Annotated in this window: 16 protein-coding genes; 8 read left to right on the forward strand and 8 right to left on the reverse strand. The window is 69.3% G+C overall.

Annotated features, from left to right (window positions below; genetic code table 11):
- Nucleotides 1–20: 20 nt before the first annotated feature.
- The 5 genes from sepH to M6D93_RS03830 all read right to left on the reverse strand — a co-directional run bounded on the left by sepH (nucleotide 21) and on the right by M6D93_RS03830 (nucleotide 5,900).
- Nucleotides 21–1,424 carry a septation protein SepH gene (gene sepH / locus M6D93_RS03810; RefSeq protein ID WP_249773031.1) on the reverse strand — a complete coding sequence of 468 codons (1,404 nt, stop codon included), beginning with the start codon at nucleotides 1,422–1,424 and terminating at the stop codon, nucleotides 21–23.
- 68 nt (nucleotides 1,425–1,492) lie between these two features.
- Nucleotides 1,493–2,623, reverse strand: coding sequence for a phosphoserine transaminase (gene serC, locus M6D93_RS03815; protein WP_249773032.1), 1,131 nt, complete (start codon nucleotides 2,621–2,623; stop codon nucleotides 1,493–1,495).
- A gap of 264 nt (nucleotides 2,624–2,887) precedes the next feature.
- Nucleotides 2,888–3,538 carry a DsbA family oxidoreductase gene (locus M6D93_RS03820; protein ID WP_249773033.1) on the reverse strand — a complete coding sequence of 217 codons (651 nt, stop codon included), beginning with the start codon at nucleotides 3,536–3,538 and terminating at the stop codon, nucleotides 2,888–2,890.
- Between the two features lie 7 nt (nucleotides 3,539–3,545).
- Nucleotides 3,546–4,475, reverse strand: a complete 930-nt coding sequence (locus tag M6D93_RS03825) for an aldo/keto reductase (protein ID WP_249773034.1) — start codon at nucleotides 4,473–4,475, stop codon at nucleotides 3,546–3,548.
- Nucleotides 4,476–4,577: 102 nt separating this feature from the next.
- Nucleotides 4,578–5,900, reverse strand: coding sequence for a D-arabinono-1,4-lactone oxidase (locus M6D93_RS03830; RefSeq protein WP_249773035.1), 1,323 nt, complete (start codon nucleotides 5,898–5,900; stop codon nucleotides 4,578–4,580).
- A gap of 189 nt (nucleotides 5,901–6,089) precedes the next feature.
- On the opposite strand from M6D93_RS03830, the gene M6D93_RS03835 reads away from it, so the two are divergent.
- Together M6D93_RS03835 and M6D93_RS03840 are read left to right on the forward strand one after the other, a co-directional pair.
- Complete coding sequence (locus tag M6D93_RS03835; RefSeq protein ID WP_249773036.1) at nucleotides 6,090–7,274, forward strand: MFS transporter; 1,185 nt, start codon at nucleotides 6,090–6,092, stop codon at nucleotides 7,272–7,274.
- 27 nt (nucleotides 7,275–7,301) lie between these two features.
- The gene (locus tag M6D93_RS03840; RefSeq protein WP_249773037.1) at nucleotides 7,302–8,492 is read left to right on the forward strand and encodes an amino acid deaminase/aldolase; all 1,191 of its coding nucleotides are present in this window, start codon (nucleotides 7,302–7,304) and stop codon (nucleotides 8,490–8,492) included.
- Between the two features lie 21 nt (nucleotides 8,493–8,513).
- On the opposite strand, the gene M6D93_RS03845 is transcribed toward M6D93_RS03840, so the two are convergent.
- Nucleotides 8,514–9,620 carry a citrate synthase 2 gene (locus M6D93_RS03845; RefSeq protein WP_249773038.1) on the reverse strand — a complete coding sequence of 369 codons (1,107 nt, stop codon included), beginning with the start codon at nucleotides 9,618–9,620 and terminating at the stop codon, nucleotides 8,514–8,516.
- Nucleotides 9,621–9,927: 307 nt separating this feature from the next.
- On the opposite strand from M6D93_RS03845, the gene pdxH reads away from it, so the two are divergent.
- The 3 genes from pdxH to M6D93_RS03860 all read left to right on the forward strand — a co-directional run bounded on the left by pdxH (nucleotide 9,928) and on the right by M6D93_RS03860 (nucleotide 12,884).
- On the forward strand, nucleotides 9,928–10,599 hold the full coding sequence (gene pdxH / locus M6D93_RS03850) for a pyridoxamine 5'-phosphate oxidase (protein ID WP_249773039.1): 672 nt from the start codon (nucleotides 9,928–9,930) through the stop codon (nucleotides 10,597–10,599).
- Nucleotides 10,596–11,936, forward strand: a complete 1,341-nt coding sequence (locus M6D93_RS03855) for an MFS transporter (protein ID WP_249773040.1) — start codon at nucleotides 10,596–10,598, stop codon at nucleotides 11,934–11,936. Before pdxH ends, M6D93_RS03855 begins: the two co-directional genes overlap by 4 nt.
- Nucleotides 11,937–11,999: 63 nt before the next feature.
- Nucleotides 12,000–12,884 carry an aldose 1-epimerase family protein gene (locus M6D93_RS03860; RefSeq protein WP_249773041.1) on the forward strand — a complete coding sequence of 295 codons (885 nt, stop codon included), beginning with the start codon at nucleotides 12,000–12,002 and terminating at the stop codon, nucleotides 12,882–12,884.
- Nucleotides 12,885–12,953: 69 nt separating this feature from the next.
- On the opposite strand, the gene M6D93_RS03865 is transcribed toward M6D93_RS03860, so the two are convergent.
- A complete protein-coding gene (locus tag M6D93_RS03865) occupies nucleotides 12,954–14,300 on the reverse strand; it encodes a cryptochrome/photolyase family protein (RefSeq protein WP_249773042.1) in 1,347 nt (448 codons plus the stop codon).
- A 105-nt stretch (nucleotides 14,301–14,405) separates the two neighbouring features.
- Between M6D93_RS03865 and M6D93_RS03870 the strand changes: the two genes are divergently transcribed.
- The 3 genes from M6D93_RS03870 (at nucleotide 14,406) to M6D93_RS03880 (ending at nucleotide 16,689) form a co-directional block, all read left to right on the forward strand.
- On the forward strand, nucleotides 14,406–14,762 hold the full coding sequence (locus M6D93_RS03870) for a helix-turn-helix domain-containing protein (RefSeq protein WP_249773043.1): 357 nt from the start codon (nucleotides 14,406–14,408) through the stop codon (nucleotides 14,760–14,762).
- A 104-nt stretch (nucleotides 14,763–14,866) separates the two neighbouring features.
- Nucleotides 14,867–15,523 carry an MBL fold metallo-hydrolase gene (locus tag M6D93_RS03875; protein ID WP_249773044.1) on the forward strand — a complete coding sequence of 219 codons (657 nt, stop codon included), beginning with the start codon at nucleotides 14,867–14,869 and terminating at the stop codon, nucleotides 15,521–15,523.
- Nucleotides 15,520–16,689 carry a dipeptidase gene (locus M6D93_RS03880; RefSeq protein WP_249773045.1) on the forward strand — a complete coding sequence of 390 codons (1,170 nt, stop codon included), beginning with the start codon at nucleotides 15,520–15,522 and terminating at the stop codon, nucleotides 16,687–16,689. Before M6D93_RS03875 ends, M6D93_RS03880 begins: the two co-directional genes overlap by 4 nt.
- 243 nt (nucleotides 16,690–16,932) lie before the next feature.
- On the opposite strand, the gene M6D93_RS03885 is transcribed toward M6D93_RS03880, so the two are convergent.
- A complete protein-coding gene (locus M6D93_RS03885; protein ID WP_249773046.1) occupies nucleotides 16,933–17,622 on the reverse strand; it encodes a TetR/AcrR family transcriptional regulator in 690 nt (229 codons plus the stop codon).
- Nucleotides 17,623–17,664: the final 42 nt, after the last annotated feature.

Below are 17,664 nucleotides of genomic sequence, written 5' to 3' on the forward strand. Positions count from 1 at the left end.
TGCCAGAGGTGACCGGTCCGTCAGTCGTTCTTGCGTCGTACACCGAGCAGGATGTCGTCCCAGGACGGCATCTTCGGCTTCTCCGATCCGCGGCCACCTCTGCGGTGGGTGATCTCGGCGGCCGCTGGCTCGGCGGCTGCGTCCTGGCTCGGGGCAGGCGACGGGGCCGCCGGTCGTACCGCCCCGTCCGGTGCCGGTGTGCGTGCCGGTGGGGCAGCGGAGACCGGGAAGCCGGTTTGCGGATGCGGGGTCGTCGGATAGGCGATCTGACCGTACGGCACCGGTTGAGCCGCGGCCGGGGCCGCGGCCGTCTGCGAGTCCTGCTCTGACGAGTCGCCCTGGTCGGACGGTTCATCCCGCGGGTCAGGCTCGGTCCGCGATTGGCCGAGCGCTGGGGACGTGCCGGCATCGGCCTGCTCGACTCGCTCGGCCGGCTCGGTCACCTGAGCCGCCTGAGCCGCCTGAGCCGCCTGAGCCGGCTGCGCTGCCTGGGCCGGCTCGCCGAACTCGAGCGGAAGCGGGGGCTCGTGCCACAGGCCGCCCGAGGGATTGTCGAGCATCTCCTGGTCGAACAGGTCGGCGAACATTTCTTCGTCCGCCGGGACCGGAACCGGATGCGTGTGTGCCTTCTGCCGTCGGGACGGGAGTCGGAGGTGCGAGCGTCGCTCCGGGGCCGACTCGGCCACCGCCGCGAGCCGGGGCGGGCTGTCCGGGTCGACGGACATGCGCGACCACTCCTGCTCGGGCGGCGAAGCCACCGGCGCGGTTGGCGGGGCGGCGATCGGCGGGGCCGGCGGAGCTGGGGGAGCTGGGCGCTCCAGGGCGCTGATCGGGTTTCCGGTCAGCAGGTCGGCCGCGACATCGTTGAGCGCCGAGACCGTGCGGTTGTTCAGGGCGAAGGAAAAGCGCGCCGCCAACTCGATCTGAGCCTCGTCGTAACGCGCGGCGGTGAAGGTCGAGCTGACCGTCCAGCCACCGTCGGGGCGTCGGAAGGAGTCCCAGTTGACCGTTCCGGGTTCGGTGCCGAGCGAAGCAACCCGGCTGTCGAAGAGGTCCCCGAAAACCACGGTCGACCCGTCCGAGCCACGACGCGCACGCCCGCGACGGGCCTCGTCGATGATCCGCACCCGCTCCTGCAGGACCGGGTAGGCGAAGCGCATGACCTTGTCCAACGGCACGCGTGCCGCCTCGGCCAGGGTTTGCGGATCCTCCCCGGCCCGTACCCGCATCTGGATCTCGCGTGGTCGAAGCTCGGTCATCGGTTCCTCCCCGCTCGCCGGCCGCTGCTCGGACTCGTCGATGTCCGGCTGCAGGGCGGCGATCAGCCGTTCGTCGATCGGAAGCCGGTACTGCTTACCGCTTGCGACCGACTCCAGAATGACGACGCGGTCGTCTCCGGGTCCGACGAAGCGCAGTTCCCGCATAGTGCAGCACCTTACGTTCCGACCGGGTGCTGTGGTCAGAGGCGCGTGGGGTCACCGCTGCCTGGTGGTCACAACCGGGGGGCCAGGTAGTCGATGCAGGCCGTCAGGGCACTCACGTCGTCAGGATCCACGGCTGGGAACATCCCGATGCGCAGCTGATTACGGTTCAGTCCACGGTAGGAGTCGGTGTCGACGATCCCATTCGCGCGAAGGGCGGCCGACAGCCGCTTGGCGTCGACCCCGGCATCGAAGTCCACGGTGCCGACGACGGCGCTGCGCAGGTCCGGGTCGGACACGAACGGGGACGCGAACGGCGATGCCTCAGCCCAGCGGTACAGCCGGCCCGCCGACTCGGCACAGCGGGCGGTCGCGGCCGGCAGACCGCCGGCACGAAGCAGGTCCTCCACCGAATGCGCCAGCAACCAGAGCGTGGCGATGGCGGGGGTGTTGTACGTCTGGTCCTTGGCGCTGTTGTCGATGGCGGTGGCCAGGTCGAGCGATGGCGGGATCCAGCGACCGGACGCCTTGATCTGGGCAACGCGCTCAAGGGCACTCGGCGACAAGAAGGCCAGCCAGAGGCCGCCGTCGCCGGCGAAGCCCTTCTGCGGTGCGAAGTAGTAGGCGTCGGTCTGTTCGAGGTCGACCGGCAGACCGGCCGCCGCCGACGTGGCGTCGATCAGGTGCAACTGGTCCCGGTTCGAGCCGGGGACGCGCCGCACCGGCACCATGACCCCGGTCGAGGTCTCGTTGTGCGGCCAGGCGTAGGCGTCGACGTCGGCTTCGAACGCCGGCAGAACCGCGCTGCCCGCCTCGGCGGAGCGGACGGTCGGCTCCCCGAGGAATGGTGCGCCCTGGCTGATCGCGGCGAACTTGGCCGAGAACTCTCCGAACGTCAGGTGCTGCGCCCGGTCCCGGATCAAACCGAACGCCGCAGCGTCCCAGAACGCGGTCGACCCGCCGTTGCCGAGCACGAGTTGGTATCCATCGGGAGCGTCGAACAACTCGATCAGCCCCGCTTTGATCCGAGCGACCAGGGACTTCACCGGAGCCTGGCGGTGCGACGTGCCCATGACCTTGACTCCGCGCTCGGCGAAGGTCGTGAGCAGGCCGGCGGGTACCTTGGCCGGACCGGAACCGAACCGCCCGTCACGTGGCAGCAGGTCGCGTGGGATCGCCGGAGTGGCAAGGTTCTCGGTCACCGGACCATCCTCCCAGAGGCCCTCAACGCCATTCCCCACCCACCGTTGAGGTTGCCCTCGTTGCTAGCAACGAGGGCAACCTCAACGCCTGAACACCGTCAACGAGGGCAACCTCAACGGGTCTGGTGCAGCAACGAGGGCAACCTCAACGGGTCTGGTGCAGCAACGAGGGCAACCTCAACGGGTCTGGTGCAGCAACGAGGGCAACCTCAACGGGTCTGGTGCAGCAACGAGGGCAACCTCAACGGCTCTGGTGTGATGGCTTCAGGAGCCTGCAGGCTGCTCTGCGCCCTTTTCGAGCAGAGCCAGCAACGTGTGGGTCGGTTGCGCACCCTGGACGGCGATCCGGCGATCTACGACAAACGTCGGCACCGCCTGAATGCCCAGCTGGGCGGCCTCGACGAGGCTGTCCTCCACCGCTGCGGCCACCGCCGGCTCGCTGAGGGCTTGTTCCAGCACGTGGCTGGGCAGACCGGCTCGGTCGGCGACCGCGCCGAGCACCCCCGGATCGGCGATGTCCTCACCCCGGGCAAAGTGGCTCGCGAACAGTTCGTCCGCCGCGCGCCGCTGCGCCGGATAACCACCGCTCACCCACGCGGCCTCGATGAGCTGGTGCGCCGGTCGGGTGCTGGCCGCGATGGCTGTGTCGAAATTCAGGTCAAGCCCGACCTCGGCCCCGGCCCGCGAGACGCTGTCGGTCATCGCCGCAGCCTGAGGGCCGAACTTCTCCGTCAGGTACTCCAGCTCCGGACGGGACGGACCCGTCATGTCCGGTTGCAAGAGGAAGGGCCGGTAGCGAAGCTCGACCTGTTCCTCCGGGTGGGCCGCTGCGTACGCGTCCAGAGCCGGCTCCAGCTTGGTCTTGCCGATGTAGCACCAGGGGCAGGCGACATCGGAGAAGATCTCGAGTTTCACGCCGGCCTCAGGAAGCGGCCTTGCGCAGCAGACCGAGTTCGTCCTCGCTCAGCACCAGCCCCTTGAGTGAGGCGAGGTCGGCGAACTGCTCGGCCGTGCGGGCCGAGGCGATCGGCGCCAGGACGGTCGGTTGCTGGTTCAGCCACGCCAGGGCCACCGCCGACACCGTCACATCGTGGTCGGTGGCGACCGACTCCAGAGCGTCGATCACGCCGAAGCCGCGGTCATCGAAATACTTCTTCGCGCCCTCGGCGCGGGCCGAGTCCACCGTGACGCCGGGCCGGTACTTGCCGGTCAGGAAGCCTGCGGCGAGGCCGTAGTAAGGAACGGTGGCCAGCCGGTGCTCGGCCGCGACCCGTCCGACGCCGTCCTCGTACTCGGCATGCTCGAGCAGGTTGTACAGCGGCTGCACGGCCTCGTAGCGCGCCCCACCCGAGGATGCGGTGATCGCGAGGGACGAGCGCAGGCGCTCGGCCGAGAAGTTGGATGCCCCGAGGTAACGGACCTTGCCGGCGCGCACGAGGGAGTCGAACGCCGCCAGGGTCTCTTCCTGCGGGGTGTCGGCATCGTCACGGTGGGCCCAGTACAGATCGATGTAATCGGTGTTCAGGCGTCGCAGCGAATCCTCGACCGCGGCGGCGATGCTGTCGGGACGCAGGTTGTCGTGCGGTGCGAGGGCGCCGACTTTGGTCGCGATGAACAGCGCGTCGCGATTGCCGCGGCTGGTCAGCCATTCGCCGATGATGGCCTCGGAGTCGCCTCCGGAGTTGCCGGGCACCCATAGCGAATACACGTCTGCGGTGTCGATGTGCTTGCCGCCCGCCGCGACGAAGGCATCCAGCACGGCGAAGGACGCGTCGCGGTCGGCGGTCCAGCCGAAGACGTTTCCGCCGAGGACGAGAGGAAGATCGGAGATCGCATCGCTGGTGAAGGTCATATCCGGCCCAACACCAGGGCAGCCAGGATGCTTCCGTGGCCGCCCCCGACAGAGGCGATTCACAGCTCGGCTCGCCGATCCAGGCCCGCTGCGGGCCCGGGATCAGCTGCCGAGCACCCGCCGGAGATAGTCGTTGCCGAACCGGCGGCCGGGATCCAGTGACTGCCGGACGGCCAGGAAGCGATCGAATTCGGGGTACTGCGGTGCCAGGTCCTCGGCGGTCCGGAAGTGGAGCTTGCCCCAGTGCGGGCGACCGCCGACCGACCGGACGATTCGCTCGACGGCGAGGAAATAACGCTCGAAAGGGCGCCGGTGGTATTGATGCACGGCGATGTAACAGGTCTCGCGACCGTAGGCCGTCGACAGCGGGATGTCGTCGGCGGCGGCGAAGCGCACCTCCACCGGAAAGCCGACGCGCTCGTCCTGGCGCCTGAGCCAGAGGTCGATCTCGTCGATCACGTAGGACAGGGTCTTGCGCGGCAGCGCGTACTCCATCTCCCGGAAGCGCACTCGACGTGGAGAGGCGAACACCCGGTACGAGCGGTCGGTGTACTCCCGCGCCGACAGGGCACGTGCGGCGATCTTGTTGGCCGGCCCGATCAGGCTCGGGCGTCGGGTGGTGATCCGGTTGATCCGTTCGAAGACCGTGTTGGACAGGAACTCGTCGTCGATCCAGCCGCGCACCCGCCCCACCGGCGCGAGCGGGTCCTGCGCCGAGACCCGGTTGTTCGCCTTGGTCAGGACGCGACGGGTGTGCGGGAACCAGTAGAACTCGAAGTGGTCGTTGTCGCTCACGTTGGCCCCGACGGTCTCCAGCAGCGCGTCGTAGCTCTCCGGTTTCTCCACCGCATGCAGGGCAAAGGCCGGTTCGCACTGGATGGTGACCGCGGTGATCACGCCCAGGGCGCCGAGTCCGATGCGGCCGACGGAGAAGATCTCCGGGTTCTCCTCTGCCGAGCAGTTCAGGACGTCACCGGCCGCGGTGACCAGCTGGAATCCGCGCACCTGGGTTGCGAGTCCACCGAAGCGGCGCCCGGTGCCGTGCGTCCCGGTCGAGATCGCACCGGTGATGGTCTGGGAATCGATGTCGCCGAGATTGGTCATGGACAACCCCAGGGACCAGAGCGCGCCGTTCAGTTCGTGCAGGGTCGTACCGCCCGCGACGGTGACGAGCCCGGTTTCCGCGTCGGCGGTCAGGATGCCGGTCAGCCGGTCGGGGAGCATCAGCACGCCTCGGGTGGCCGCGATGTCGGTGAAGCTGTGCCCGGCGCCCACGGCCTTCACCGACAGATCCTGCCGGCCGGCCGCGACGATCAGTTCGGCGACCTCCTCGGTGCTGGCCGGATGCGCGACGGTGCGCGGGCTCACCGTGTAGGTGGCGGCCCAGTTCGTCCAGGAATTGCGCGCCTGATCTGCCTCATTCATCGTGCTGCGACTATAGGGCGACGCCCGGCGCGTCCGCAGCGCAGGCCAGGGCCGAGCCAGGGTCCGGGCCAAGGTCGAGCCAAGGTCGAGCCAGGGTCGGGCCAGGGTCGGGCCAGGGTCGGGCCAGGGTCGGGCCAGGGTCCGGCCAGGGTCCGGCCCCGCGCCGGCGACCTGCCCTAGAGTGCGAGCGTGGTGTCCTCCCAAACCGAGTGGATCGCTCGCGCCCACCGTGAGTTGCGGCGCAATCGCCTCGGAGCGAGCGTGGCCTTTGCCGCGCAGGGCCTGATGTTCGCCGTGCTGCTCACCCACGTCCCGCAGTTCAAGCATCGCTTCGCCATGGACGACAACGGGATCGCGCTGGTCATCCTGACCGTGTCGTTGCTGGCCGGAGCGGGAAGTCTGAGTGCCGAGTCGCTGGCGCGGCGATTCTCCTCACGGTTCACGCTGCAGATCGCCCTGGTCTGGATCGGGCTGGCGGCGCTGGGCATCGCTCTGGCGGGCTCGCGCCCGACTTTCCTGCTGGCCTTCGGCATCTACGGATTCGGGCTCGGCGCCGTCGACGCCGGCACGAACATGCAGGCGGTCGCCGTCCAAGGTCGCTACGGCCGGGTGATTCTGACCTCGTTCCACGCCTGGTGGTCGGCGGGCGGCATCGTCGGCGCGCTCTACGTCGCCGGCACCGAACGACTCGGTCTCGGACTCGGCTGGTCGGTCGCGCTGGCGGCCCTGCTCGTCACCGGCTACGGCCTGGTGAGCTCGACCGTGCTGTTGCGGGCCGACCGCGGGCTGGGCACCGGCCCGATCGAACACCGGATCCCGTGGCGGCCGGTGCTGTTGCTCGGGGCCGCGATGGTGTGTTTCTACGTCGTGGACGCCGGCGCCGGCTCGTGGGCGACCACCTATGCCCACGACAGCCTGCACGCATCGTCGTCCCTCGCGCCGGTCGCTTACGCGGCCTATCAGGCGACGGCCTTGCTGTCGCGGGTGTTCGGCGACCTGGCCGTCCGCCGGTTCGGTGTGCAGCCGACGGTGCGGGTGGCCGCGGCGATGGGGGTGACCGGGCTGATCGTGGCGATTGCGGCGCCGAATCCGTGGGTGGTCATCGCGGGTTTCGGCATCACCGGCATCGGACTGCCGGTGGTGGCGCCGCTCTGCTTCTCCGCCTGCGGAACCCTGGCGCCCGGCCACGCCGACCAGGTGGTGGCTCGGGTCAACATCTTCAACTACCTCGGCTCGATCATCGGCGGGGTTTCGGTCGGCGCCATCGGGGGAATCGGTTCGTTGCGCTGGGGATTCGTGGTCCCGGCGGTGCTGGCGGCCGGCCTGCTGTGGCTCGCTCCGGCGTTCGAGCCCGATCCGGTGGAGGCGACATGACGAGCACGGCGAAGGAAGGGCGGCAGGATGGCTGAGTTCGGGACGACCGCGCATCGGCTGACCGCGGCGACCGAGTCCCTGGACCCGCCGCTGGCCGCGCTCGACCTGCCGGCGATGACCCGCAACGCCCACGACCTGGTGCGTCGTGCCGGTGGCGTACCGATCCGGGTGGCCAGTAAGTCCGTGCGGTGTCGCGCGGTCCTCGAACGGGTCTTGGCGATGGACGGCTTCGCCGGGGTGATGGCGTACTCACTGGCGGAGGCGATCTGGCTCAGCCGGGGCGGCGTGTCCGACATCCTGGTCGGCTATCCCACGGCGCTGCGGGGCTCGCTGGTCGAGTTGGCCTCCGACGCCGGACTGGTCGGTGCGATCACGGTGATGATCGACGACGTGGCGCAACTGGAGTTCATCGCCGCCACGATTGCCGGTGCCAAGGCGCGTGCTGGTGCCGCGCTGCCCCCGATCCGGATCTGCCTGGATATCGATGCCTCCCTGCGGGTCGGCAAGGCGCACCTGGGCGTGCGCCGCTCGCCGATCCGCACGCCGGACCAGGCCGCGGCGCTGGCCCGCGACGCTGTCCGGCTGGGATTCGTCGTGGTCGGCGTGATGTTCTACGAGGCGCAGATCGCGGGCCTGCCGGACAGCTCACCGGCGGTACGCGTGGTCAAGCGCAGGTCGGCCCAGGAGCTGGCCATCCGGCGCTCGGCCGTCGTCGCCGCGGTGCGAGCGACGGGAATCGAGCTGGAGTTCGTGAACAGCGGAGGGACCGGCAGTCTGGAGATCTCGGCCGAGGACCCCGCGGTCACCGAGGTCACCGCGGGCAGCGGGTTGTACGCGTCCACGTTGTTCGACGGTTATGACGCCTTCAACCCGGATCCGGCGATGTTCTTCGCGCTACCGGTCGTACGCCGTCCGACGCGGGATATCGCCACGCTCTTCGGAGGCGGCTACATCGCCTCGGGACCGACCAAGAAGTCCCGGCAGCCGCTGCCGGTCGAGGACGGTTTCGCCTTGCTCGGCACCGAGGGCGCGGGGGAGGTCCAGACCCCGTTGCGCGGGCCGTCGGCGGAGCTGCTGCGCGTTGGTGACCGGGTCTGGCTGCGGCACGCCAAGGCGGGCGAGCTGCTGGAACGTTTCGACCGGGTCCACCTGGTGCAGGGATCGTCGGTCGTGCAGACGGTGCCGTCCTACCGTGGTGAAGGGCAGAACTTCGGCTGAGCCGCGGCCCGCGAGGCCGGATCAGCCGACGGAAATGGCGTCCCAGCCCTCGACGTCGGCAGGCTTACGCGGCGCCGGCCCGATGTAGCGCGCCGACGGACGAACGAGGCGACCGGTCCGCTTCTGCTCCAGGATGTGCGCGCACCAGCCCGCGGTCCGCGCACAGGTGAACATCGCCGGCATCATGTGCGGCGGGACCTCGGCGAAGTCCAGGATGACGGCAGCCCAGAACTCGACGTTGGTCTCGATCGGACGGTCGGGGCGTCGCTCGCGCAGCTCGACCAGAGCCGCCTGCTCCAGCGCATTGGCGACCTCGTAACGCGGAGCGTTCAGCTCCTTGCAGGTGCGGCGCAGCACGCGCGCCCGTGGGTCCTCGGCTCGGTAGACCCGGTGGCCGAAGCCCATCAGCCGGTCCTTGCGGTCGAGGATGTCCGCGACGACCTTGCGGGCGTCACCGGTTCGTTCGACCTCCTCGATCATCGGCAGTACCCGCGCCGGTGCGCCGCCGTGCAACGGGCCCGACATCGCGCCGACCGCGCCGGAAATCGAGGCGGCCACGTCGGCGCCGGTGGAGGCGATGACGCGGGCGGTGAAGGTCGAGGCGTTCATGCCGTGCTCGGCGGCGGAGACGAAGTAGGCGTCGACAGCGCGGACGTGGTCCGGGTTCGGTTCCCCGCGCCAGCGCGTCATGAACCGTTCGATGATGGTTCGGGACTGGTCGATCCGGGACTGCGGAACCGCGGGGTTGCCGACTCCGCGAGCCGACTGGGCCACATACGACAGCGCCATCACCGAGGCGCGGGCCAGCTGCTCGCGGGCCTCGTCGTCGGAGATGTCGAGCAGCGGGCGGTAGCCCCAGATCGGCGAGAGCATGGCCAACGCCGCCTGGACGTCCACCCGGACGTCGCCGGTGTGCACCGGGATCGGGAACGGCTCGGCCGGCGGCAGGCCCGGCCCGAACTTGCCGTCCACCAGCAAGGCCCAGACGTTGCCGAAGGTGACGTGACCGGCCAGATCCTCGATGTCGACGCCGCGGTAGCGCAGCGCGCCGCCGTCCTTGTCGGGTTCGGCGATCTCGGTTTCGAAGGCGATGACACCCTCGAGTCCAGGGCTGAAGTCGTCGGACATTGGGTTGATCTCCGATCTGCGTTCGCGCGGCGAGTTCATACAGCGTCGTTAAGCGTCGTTCAGGCGACGTACCGCGACGCTTGCACGCCGCTCCCAACCCGTCATTCTTACTCATCTGCCTGAACGGGTTCACGCCGGTGGCGGGTGTCGCACCAGATGACCTCTTGGTGGCCCCGGCTGTGGCGGAATCGGCCGGTATCGGGGCCTGGGCTACGCCGCCTGGCCGGTATGCGGGCCTGGGCTACGCCTGCTGGCCCATGACCGCGCCGAGGTCAACCGTCCGGGAGCGGACTGGGAGAATGCATTCGTGACGAACCCGTCGGCGCCCGACCCCCTGGCCGAGCTCACCCGCTCCCGCCGCTCCTACCTCAGTGGCGAACTCACCGAGGACGGCTTGGCCGCTGGCTGGCTGGAGCAGCTGCGGCACTGGTACGCCGACGCCGCAGCCGATCCGCGCATCGGCGAGCCGAACGCGATGCAGCTGGCCACCGCTGACGGCGCCGGCCGTCCCGACGTTCGTACCGTGCTGGCCCGGGGTTTCGACGAGGCCGGTGTGGTCTTCTACACCAACTACGGGTCGGCCAAAGGGGACCAGCTCACCGAGAACCCCGCGGCGGCGGTGGTTTTCGCCTGGTTGCCGCTGGAACGGCAGGTGCGCCTGCGCGGGTCGGTAGCGAAGGTGAGCCCAGCCGAGACCGCCGCCTACTTCGCCTCCCGCCCCCGCGGCGCCCAACTGGGCGCCTGGGCCTCGCCACAGTCACGGCGACTGGCCGACCGTGCCGAGCTCGAGGCCGCCCTGGCCGCGACCGAGCAGCGCTTCGGCGACGCCGAGATCGACCCACCACCGTTCTGGGGCGGATACCGGCTCACCCCGACCGAGGTCGAGTTCTGGCAGGGCCGTGAATTCCGGCTGCACGACCGCCTGCGGTTCCGGCGCCTGGCCAGCGGGGACTGGGTGACCGAGCGGCTCGCTCCGTGACGGCATGGTCGGCGATCACCACCCGCTTCAAACACCATGCCGTGGACACCCGCCCGCTGCGCATCGCGTCCTTCCGGCGGCAGCTGGTGGGGCAGGGCACCTCTTTCGTCGGGGCGATGCTCACCCAGGTCGCGGTGCCCGTACAGGTGTACGACCTGTCGAACTCGTCCTTGCAGGTCGGACTGGTCGGGCTGGTCGGGCTGCTTCCGCTGGTGTTCTTCGGGCTCTACGGCGGGGCGATCGCCGATGTGATGGACAGAAGGACGCTCTACCTGATCTCCTCCCTCGGGGCTTGGGCGGTCACCTTGGGCCTGTTCGCCCAGACGGCCGCCGGGATCGGCAGCGTGCCGCTCATCCTGGCGCTGGTCGCCGTCCAGTCCGCGTTCTTCGCCATCGCCTCGGCCGCCCGGGGAGCGATCATCCCGCGCATCGTCGAGCCCGACCTGGTTCCGGCGGCCAACACGCTGTCGTTCACGGTGGGCAATCTCGGCCAGGTGCTCGGCCCCCTCATCGCGGGTGTGCTGGTCACGCGTCACCACGGATTCGACTACGCCTATGCCGCTGACGCGCTGCTGTTCACCGTGGCCCTCTACGCCGCCCTTCGACTGCCCAGCATGCCGCCGGACGGCACGGCGCCCCGGGCGGGATTCCGCTCGGTCGTACAAGGCCTTTCCTTCATCGCCGGCGAGCCGGTCCTGCTCATGTCCTTCGCGGTCGACATCGTCGCGATGGTCTTCGCGATGCCGCGCGCGCTGTACCCGGAGGTGGCCGCCGAGCGCTGGCACGGGCAGGTGGGGCCGCTGTACGCCGCGATCGCCATCGGGGCCGTCGTCGCCGGCCTGTCCTCGGGCTGGATCGGCCGGATCCGGCGCCAGGGTGTCGCGCTGACGATCGCCATCAGCGGCTGGGGGCTGTGTGTGGCCGCCTCCGGGCTGGCCCACCAACTCTGGCTGGTCGTGATGCTGCTCGCCGTCGCCGGCGCTGCTGACCTGGTCAGTGCCGTGTACCGGCAGACCATCCTGCAGACGTACGCGCCGGACGCGATGCGTGGCCGCATGCAAGGCGTGTTCATCGTGGTCGTGGCCGGCGGTCCGCGCCTGGGCGACCTGCGTTCCGGTGCGACCGCCTCAGCGACGTCGGTGACCTTCTCCTGGGTGGCCGGCGGCCTGGTCTGCGTGATCGCGGTGGCGGTGGCGGCGCTGGTCGTACGCCCCTTCTGGCGCTACGACGCGCAGGCAGCGATCGCCGGCAGCGACCTGCCGATCGCGCTGATGGTGGCCGAGGCCGAGCCGGGCCTGTCCGCAGAGCAGGCCACGATCGGCCGGAATCCGGGCTGAGCTCTCCGACCCGACCCGGGCCGGGAGTCCCGCGGGGCCGGCGGCTTCGATAGCGTTACCCGCATGGCGATCTCCGGAACCTGGTTCGAGCTGGCCGCGGGCGACTACCGGGCTGTCGTGTCCGATGTCGGAGCCGGCCTGGTGGGCCTGCGTCGCGGCGAGCGAGTGATCACCCCGGCCTGGGACGCCGCCGCCCTGCCGCCGATGTCGTCGGGAGCGGTGCTGCTGCCCTGGCCGAATCGGCTGCGCGGTGGTCACTACAGCTTCGCCGGGACCGAGCAACAACTCCCGCTGAGCGAGCCGAAGCAGCACAATGCCAGCCACGGACTGGTCCGGTGGGAGCGCTTCGCAATCGAGCAGGCCTCGGCAGCCGAACTCGTCGCCTCGCTGGACCTGGTTCCGCAGAGCGGGTACCCGTTCGAACTGGCGATCGAGATTCGGTATGCGCTGTCGGCCGAAACGGGACTGGCCGTGACCACGGTCGTGCACAACACGGGTGAGAGCGCGGCACCGTTCGGTCTGGGCTTTCACCCCTACTTCGACCTCGGCGGCCACGACCTGGACCATGCCCAGATCGACATCCCGGTCGGGGAGATGTTCCAGACCGACGAGCATCAGATCCCGACCGGGCGGGTCCCGGTGGCCGGCACGCCGTACCAGCTCAGCCCGCGGCGAGCGCTGGGAACGCTGCGACTGGACCACGGCTTCACCGCGCTGTCGGGATCGCGGGCGACGATCGAGGTGGCGGGGGCGGTCACGGAACTGTGGTGGAGTGAGCAGTTCGGCTATCTGCAGGTGTTCACGCCACCCCTCGAGCGGTTCAAGACCACCGCAATCGCGATCGAACCGATGACCTGTGCGGCGAATGCCTTCAATTCGGGGGACGGTTTGATCGAACTGGCGGCCGGGTCGACCTGGACGGCAGCGTGGGGTGTGTCCGCCCGCTGACGGCTCACCGTGCCGCGACACCGGTGTCCGCCGACGTGGCATGAGGGCCGCCTGGGCAGACCGTGGTGTTCAGCGGGACCGCTTGACTCGCTGGTAGTCGGCCAGCGCGGCGTCCCGCTCGGCGAAGTGGTCGACGATCGGTTCGGGATAGCCGGCCGGCGCGCCGTTGGGGTCCGACCACGGCTCGTGGATCACTCGCGACGGCAGGTGGTTCAGTTCGGGCACCCAACGCCGGACGTAGTCGCCGTCCGGATCGAACTTCTTGCCCTGCAGGATCGGGTTGAAGATCCGGAAGTAGGGTGCGGCGTCGGTCCCGGTTCCGGCGACCCACTGCCAACCGTGATTGTTGCTGGCCAGGTCACCGTCGACGAGGTGGGCCAGGAAGTGCCGCGCGCCGTGGGTCCATTCGACGTGCAGATCCTTGACCAGGAAAGAGGCGACGATCATCCGGAGCCGGTTGTGCATCCATCCTTCGGCGAGCAGTTGACGCATACCGGCGTCCACGATCGGGTACCCGGTCTGTCCGTGCTGCCAAGCGGAAAGCCTGGCGGACAGCTCGGCGCCATCGGCGTAGTGCAGCCCCTTGAGATCGGCGGAGTAGTAAGCCCGGGCCGAGTCGGGGCGGTGAAAGAGCACGTCGGCGTAGAACTCGCGCCAGGCCAGTTCCTTGCGGTAGACCTCGTCAGCGGGACCCAGATCGGCCAGCAGCGTGCGGGGATGGATGGTGCCCCACTTCAGGTGGACCGACATCCGTGAGGTGGCGTCGAGATCCGGACGGTCCCGGGAACCGGCGTAGTCGCGAAGTCCCTTGTCCTTGAAGGTCTTCCACGCCTTCTTGGCGGCCGCTTCACCGACGGCCGGCAGATCCAGCCCGTCCGGCAATCGGGGATCGTCCGGGATCGGGTCGGATTCGGCTCCGTGCCAGTCGACGCGCGGGGCGCGGTGCGGCGTCGACCAGCCGTGATCGTGCCAGCTGCGGTAGAAGGGGCTGTAGACCTGGAACGGCGTCCCGTTGCCCTTGCGCACCTCGCCGGGGTCGACGGCGTAGGCCGAGCCGCTGTGGACCAGTGGCACCGGCAGCGCCTCGGCGACCTCGTCGTCGCGGCGGTGCCCGTAGGGACCGAAGTCGGCCGCGCAATGGACCGACTCGGCGGCGATTTCCTTGGCGAGTTTCGGCAGCACCACGGCCGGCTTGCCGTGCCGCACCACCAGGCGGCCGCCGAGCTGGTCGTCCAGCGCGCGCAGGGTGCGGAACAGGACCGCGAGCCGCGGCGCGCCCGACGGGCCGAGCAGGGCCGGATCGAGCACGAACACGCCCAGGACGTCGCCGTCGGCGGTGGCCGATTTCGCGGCGAGGGCGAGCGCCGGGTTGTCGGCCAGTCGCAGGTCGCGCCGGAACCAGTGAATTGTGGGCATCCCTCGACCGTAGCCAGCACGACCGGTTGCGGCGAACCGGCCGGGATCTTGCGGAGTTTTCCGGTGTCGGTATCACCGGCGGCCGACCCCTGCTCTTGATCTTCGATGAACGGCGACGAACTGATCTCGGTGGCCCAGGCCGCGCGCGAGTCCGGATGGGACGAGAACGTGCTGCGGATCTGGGTGGGTTCCGGGTTGCTGCCGAGTGTGACGGCGACCAACGGGAGAAAACAGCTGCGCCGCAGCGATGTGCGGAATTTCGCGCCGCCGCCGACACCGCTGTCGGTGGGTCAGGCGGCCGCGATCCTCGGTGTGGACGAGCAGGAGATCCGGTACCAGGTTCGCAAGGGGGTCATCCCCGTCAGGCGTAGCACCGGCGGCCACTACCGGATCGATCCGGAGGTTCTGTCGAGGATCTCGGTGCCCCCACGACGGCGCCGCGCGTCACCCGGCACGCGCTGAGGACCGCCGGGCGCGAGTGGGGCCGCGCCGCGGCGAGGCGAGCCTGATTCGATGAACCACGATCCGGCAGTGCAGCCCGGGGCCGGATGTGATGCGATAGCCGTATGCAGCTGACCAAGTACACCCACTCGTGCGTGCGGATCACCGATGACAACGACCGTCGGCTGGTCATCGATCCCGGCGCGTTCAGCGAGGTCGAGGAGGCGCTGGAGGGCATCGATCACGTCCTGGTCACCCATCAGCACCCGGACCACATCGACGTGGCCAAGCTGGCCGAGGCCGCCCGGGCCAACGCCGACCTCAAGATCTGGGGTCCCAAGGATCTGACCGACCAGCTCGCCCAGCAGGAAGCGTTTCAAGGCCGGCTGACGACGGTCGGCCCCGGCCAGTCCTTCGTCGCGGGCGGTCTTCAGGTCCGGACCTTCGGCGGCCAGCATGCCGTGATCCACTCCTCAATTCCGGTGATCTCGAACGTCGCCTACCTGGTGGGCGATGCGGTGTACCACCCCGGCGACTCGTACACCGTGCCCAACGCGGGCGTCGAGGTAGCGCTCATCCCGTTGAACGCTCCGTGGGCCAAGGTCGCCGAGACCATCGATTTCACCGTCGCGCTGCGGGCCCCGCGGGCCTTTCAGATCCACGACGGTCTGATCAACGACATCGGCAGGGGCGGCTACGGGATGCAGCTCAAGCGCGTGGGCGAGCTGTACGGCGTGACCGACTACCAGCAGCTGGATCCGCGCGCCGTCGTCGGGCTGTGAACCCGGTCCAGGGAGTGGATCCCGATCCCGCGCCGGACTCGCTCACCCGGGCCAGGGCGCTGCTGGGACGCTATCCGATCGTCGACGGGCACAACGATCTTCCCTTCGAACTGAGGGAGATCTCGTTCTACGACCTCACGGCCTATGACATCGGGCAGCGCCAGTCGCGTACCCACACCGACCTCGTCCGGCTTCGAGAGGGCGGGGTCGGTGCCCAGTTCTGGTCGGTGTTCGTCCCGGCCGGTTTCAGTGGTACGCACGCGGTGCGGGCCACCTTGGAGCAGATCGACGTCGTCCGCAGGATCGTCGCCCGCTATCCGGACCGGACGGCGCTGGCCACGACCGCCGCCGAGGTGCGATCGGCGTGGCGGGCCGGCAAGCTGGCCAGCCTGATGGGGGCCGAGGGTGGTCATCAGATCGACGAATCCCTCGGCGTTCTCAGGGCCCTGTTCGACCTGGGCGTCCGCTATCTCACGCTGACCCACAACCAGAACGTGCCCTGGGCCGATTCGGCCACCGACGTCGAGGTCCTCGGTGGCCTCAACGACTTCGGCCGCTCGGTCGTGGCCGAGCTGAATCGCCTCGGAATGCTGGTCGACCTGTCACACGTCTCGCCCGGCACGATGCGCCACGCCCTCGATTGCGCCGCGGCACCCGTGCTGTTCAGTCACTCTTCCGCACGGGCGATCTGCGACCATCCTCGCAACGTGCCGGATGAGATCCTGGCCCGCCTGCCGGTCAACGGCGGTGTCTGCATGGTGACCTTCGTGCCGTACTTCATCTCCGAGGATTGCCGGCAGTTCGACGCCGCCGTCACCGAGGACATGATTCGGGTCGGTGAGGACGTTCAGGACTGGTACGCCCGGATGGGCGCGATGCGCAGGTTCTCGGCCACCACCACCCGGCCGGTGGCCACGGTGGCCCAGGTGGCCGATCACATCGAGCACGTGCGCGAGATCGCGGGCGTGGCCCATGTGGGTATCGGCGGCGACTACGACGGCTGCGATGTGTTGCCCGAAGGCCTGGAAGACGTGTCCTGCTATCCACGGCTGATCGCCGAGCTCATCGATCGCGGTTGGTCGGATGAGGAGATCCGCCTGCTCAGCGGCGAGAACGCGTTACGAGTGCTGTCCGAGGCGCGGGCCGGGTCGGGCCAGGCGCACTGAGCGATCGAACTGCACCTCGGCGGATGGCGGCAGCTGGAAAAAGGATCAGGGCCTGACCGAAACGGTCAGACCCTGATCCAAACGGGGGAGTTCGGACGTTACAGGTCGCGGCGGCGCTGCGTGGTGATCTTGGACGGAGTTTCGTCGATTTTGCTGGGGAATTCTCGGCTCGCCGACTGGTTCGTCCACATAGGTCGTTGATGATGATCTTGTGAAGTCACTTGGTGCCGGTGGTGCGGGTGGTCATCGCAGTCCGAGCCTTCGCTCGATGGCCTCGGCCTGGTATGCGTAGAAGGCATCGCGGTCGTTGATGACGTTGTTGAGCCGGCCGAACAGTTCGAAGCTGATCAGGCCGAACAGTTCGGCCCAGGCCTGCATGCCCGCGGCCAGTACGGCTTCGCTCACTCCCCCGAACTGGGCCGTGGCGGTGACGGCCTTCAGGTCGGCCCGCATGGTGCGTGGCATGCGCCCGGGTGGCGGGGTGAGGACCAGATGCCCGGCGGCCTCGGCCTCGCGCATGATCGTGACCAGAACCACGATCGGGCGCGAGGCCGGGCCGATCGTGTCGGGCGGGGCGGCGTAGCCCGGCACGGGGCTGCCGTAGAGCAGTGCGTACTCCGGCGGGTTGGCCAGCGACCACGATCGCAACGCGTCGGCCACCGCGCGGTGCCGGCCCGCGAAATCGGCGCGGCTGATCGCGGCCTCGGCCACTTCGACCGCTTCACCCATGTCGTTGTAGGCGTCGATGATGAGCGCGGTGAGCAGATCGTCGCGGCTGGGGAAGTAACGGTAGATCGCCGAGCTGACCAGCCCGAGGTCTCTTGCCACGGCGCGCAGCGACAGGTTCGCCCCGTCGGTGGCCAGGTGGCGGCTCGCGTTCGCCTTGATCTCGGTGATCATTTCGGCCCTGACGCGTTCACGGATCCCTGGCATCCGCCCAGTCTGCCACGGAATCCAGATCAGAGGAACAAAACG

Source organism: Jatrophihabitans telluris (assembly GCF_023516435.1).
GTDB classification, from domain to species: Bacteria; Actinomycetota; Actinomycetes; order Mycobacteriales; family Jatrophihabitantaceae; genus Jatrophihabitans_A; species Jatrophihabitans_A telluris.

What these genes read in the sequence shown, in the direction of transcription:
- sepH (WP_249773031.1), bottom strand. Translation starts at nt 1,424, where the DNA reads ATGCGGGAACTGCGCTTCGTCGGACCCGGAGACGACCGCGTCGTCATT.
- M6D93_RS03825 (WP_249773034.1), bottom strand. Translation starts at nt 4,475, where the DNA reads ATGACCTTCACCAGCGATGCGATCTCCGATCTTCCTCTCGTCCTCGGC.
- M6D93_RS03830 (WP_249773035.1), bottom strand. Translation starts at nt 5,900, where the DNA reads ATGAATGAGGCAGATCAGGCGCGCAATTCCTGGACGAACTGGGCCGCC.
- M6D93_RS03840 (WP_249773037.1), top strand. Translation starts at nt 7,302, where the DNA reads ATGGCTGAGTTCGGGACGACCGCGCATCGGCTGACCGCGGCGACCGAG.
- M6D93_RS03845 (WP_249773038.1), bottom strand. Translation starts at nt 9,620, where the DNA reads ATGTCCGACGACTTCAGCCCTGGACTCGAGGGTGTCATCGCCTTCGAA.
- M6D93_RS03860 (WP_249773041.1), top strand. Translation starts at nt 12,000, where the DNA reads ATGGCGATCTCCGGAACCTGGTTCGAGCTGGCCGCGGGCGACTACCGG.
- M6D93_RS03865 (WP_249773042.1), bottom strand. Translation starts at nt 14,300, where the DNA reads ATGCCCACAATTCACTGGTTCCGGCGCGACCTGCGACTGGCCGACAAC.
- M6D93_RS03870 (WP_249773043.1), top strand. Translation starts at nt 14,406, where the DNA reads ATGAACGGCGACGAACTGATCTCGGTGGCCCAGGCCGCGCGCGAGTCC.
- M6D93_RS03875 (WP_249773044.1), top strand. Translation starts at nt 14,867, where the DNA reads ATGCAGCTGACCAAGTACACCCACTCGTGCGTGCGGATCACCGATGAC.
- M6D93_RS03885 (WP_249773046.1), bottom strand. Translation starts at nt 17,622, where the DNA reads ATGCCAGGGATCCGTGAACGCGTCAGGGCCGAAATGATCACCGAGATC.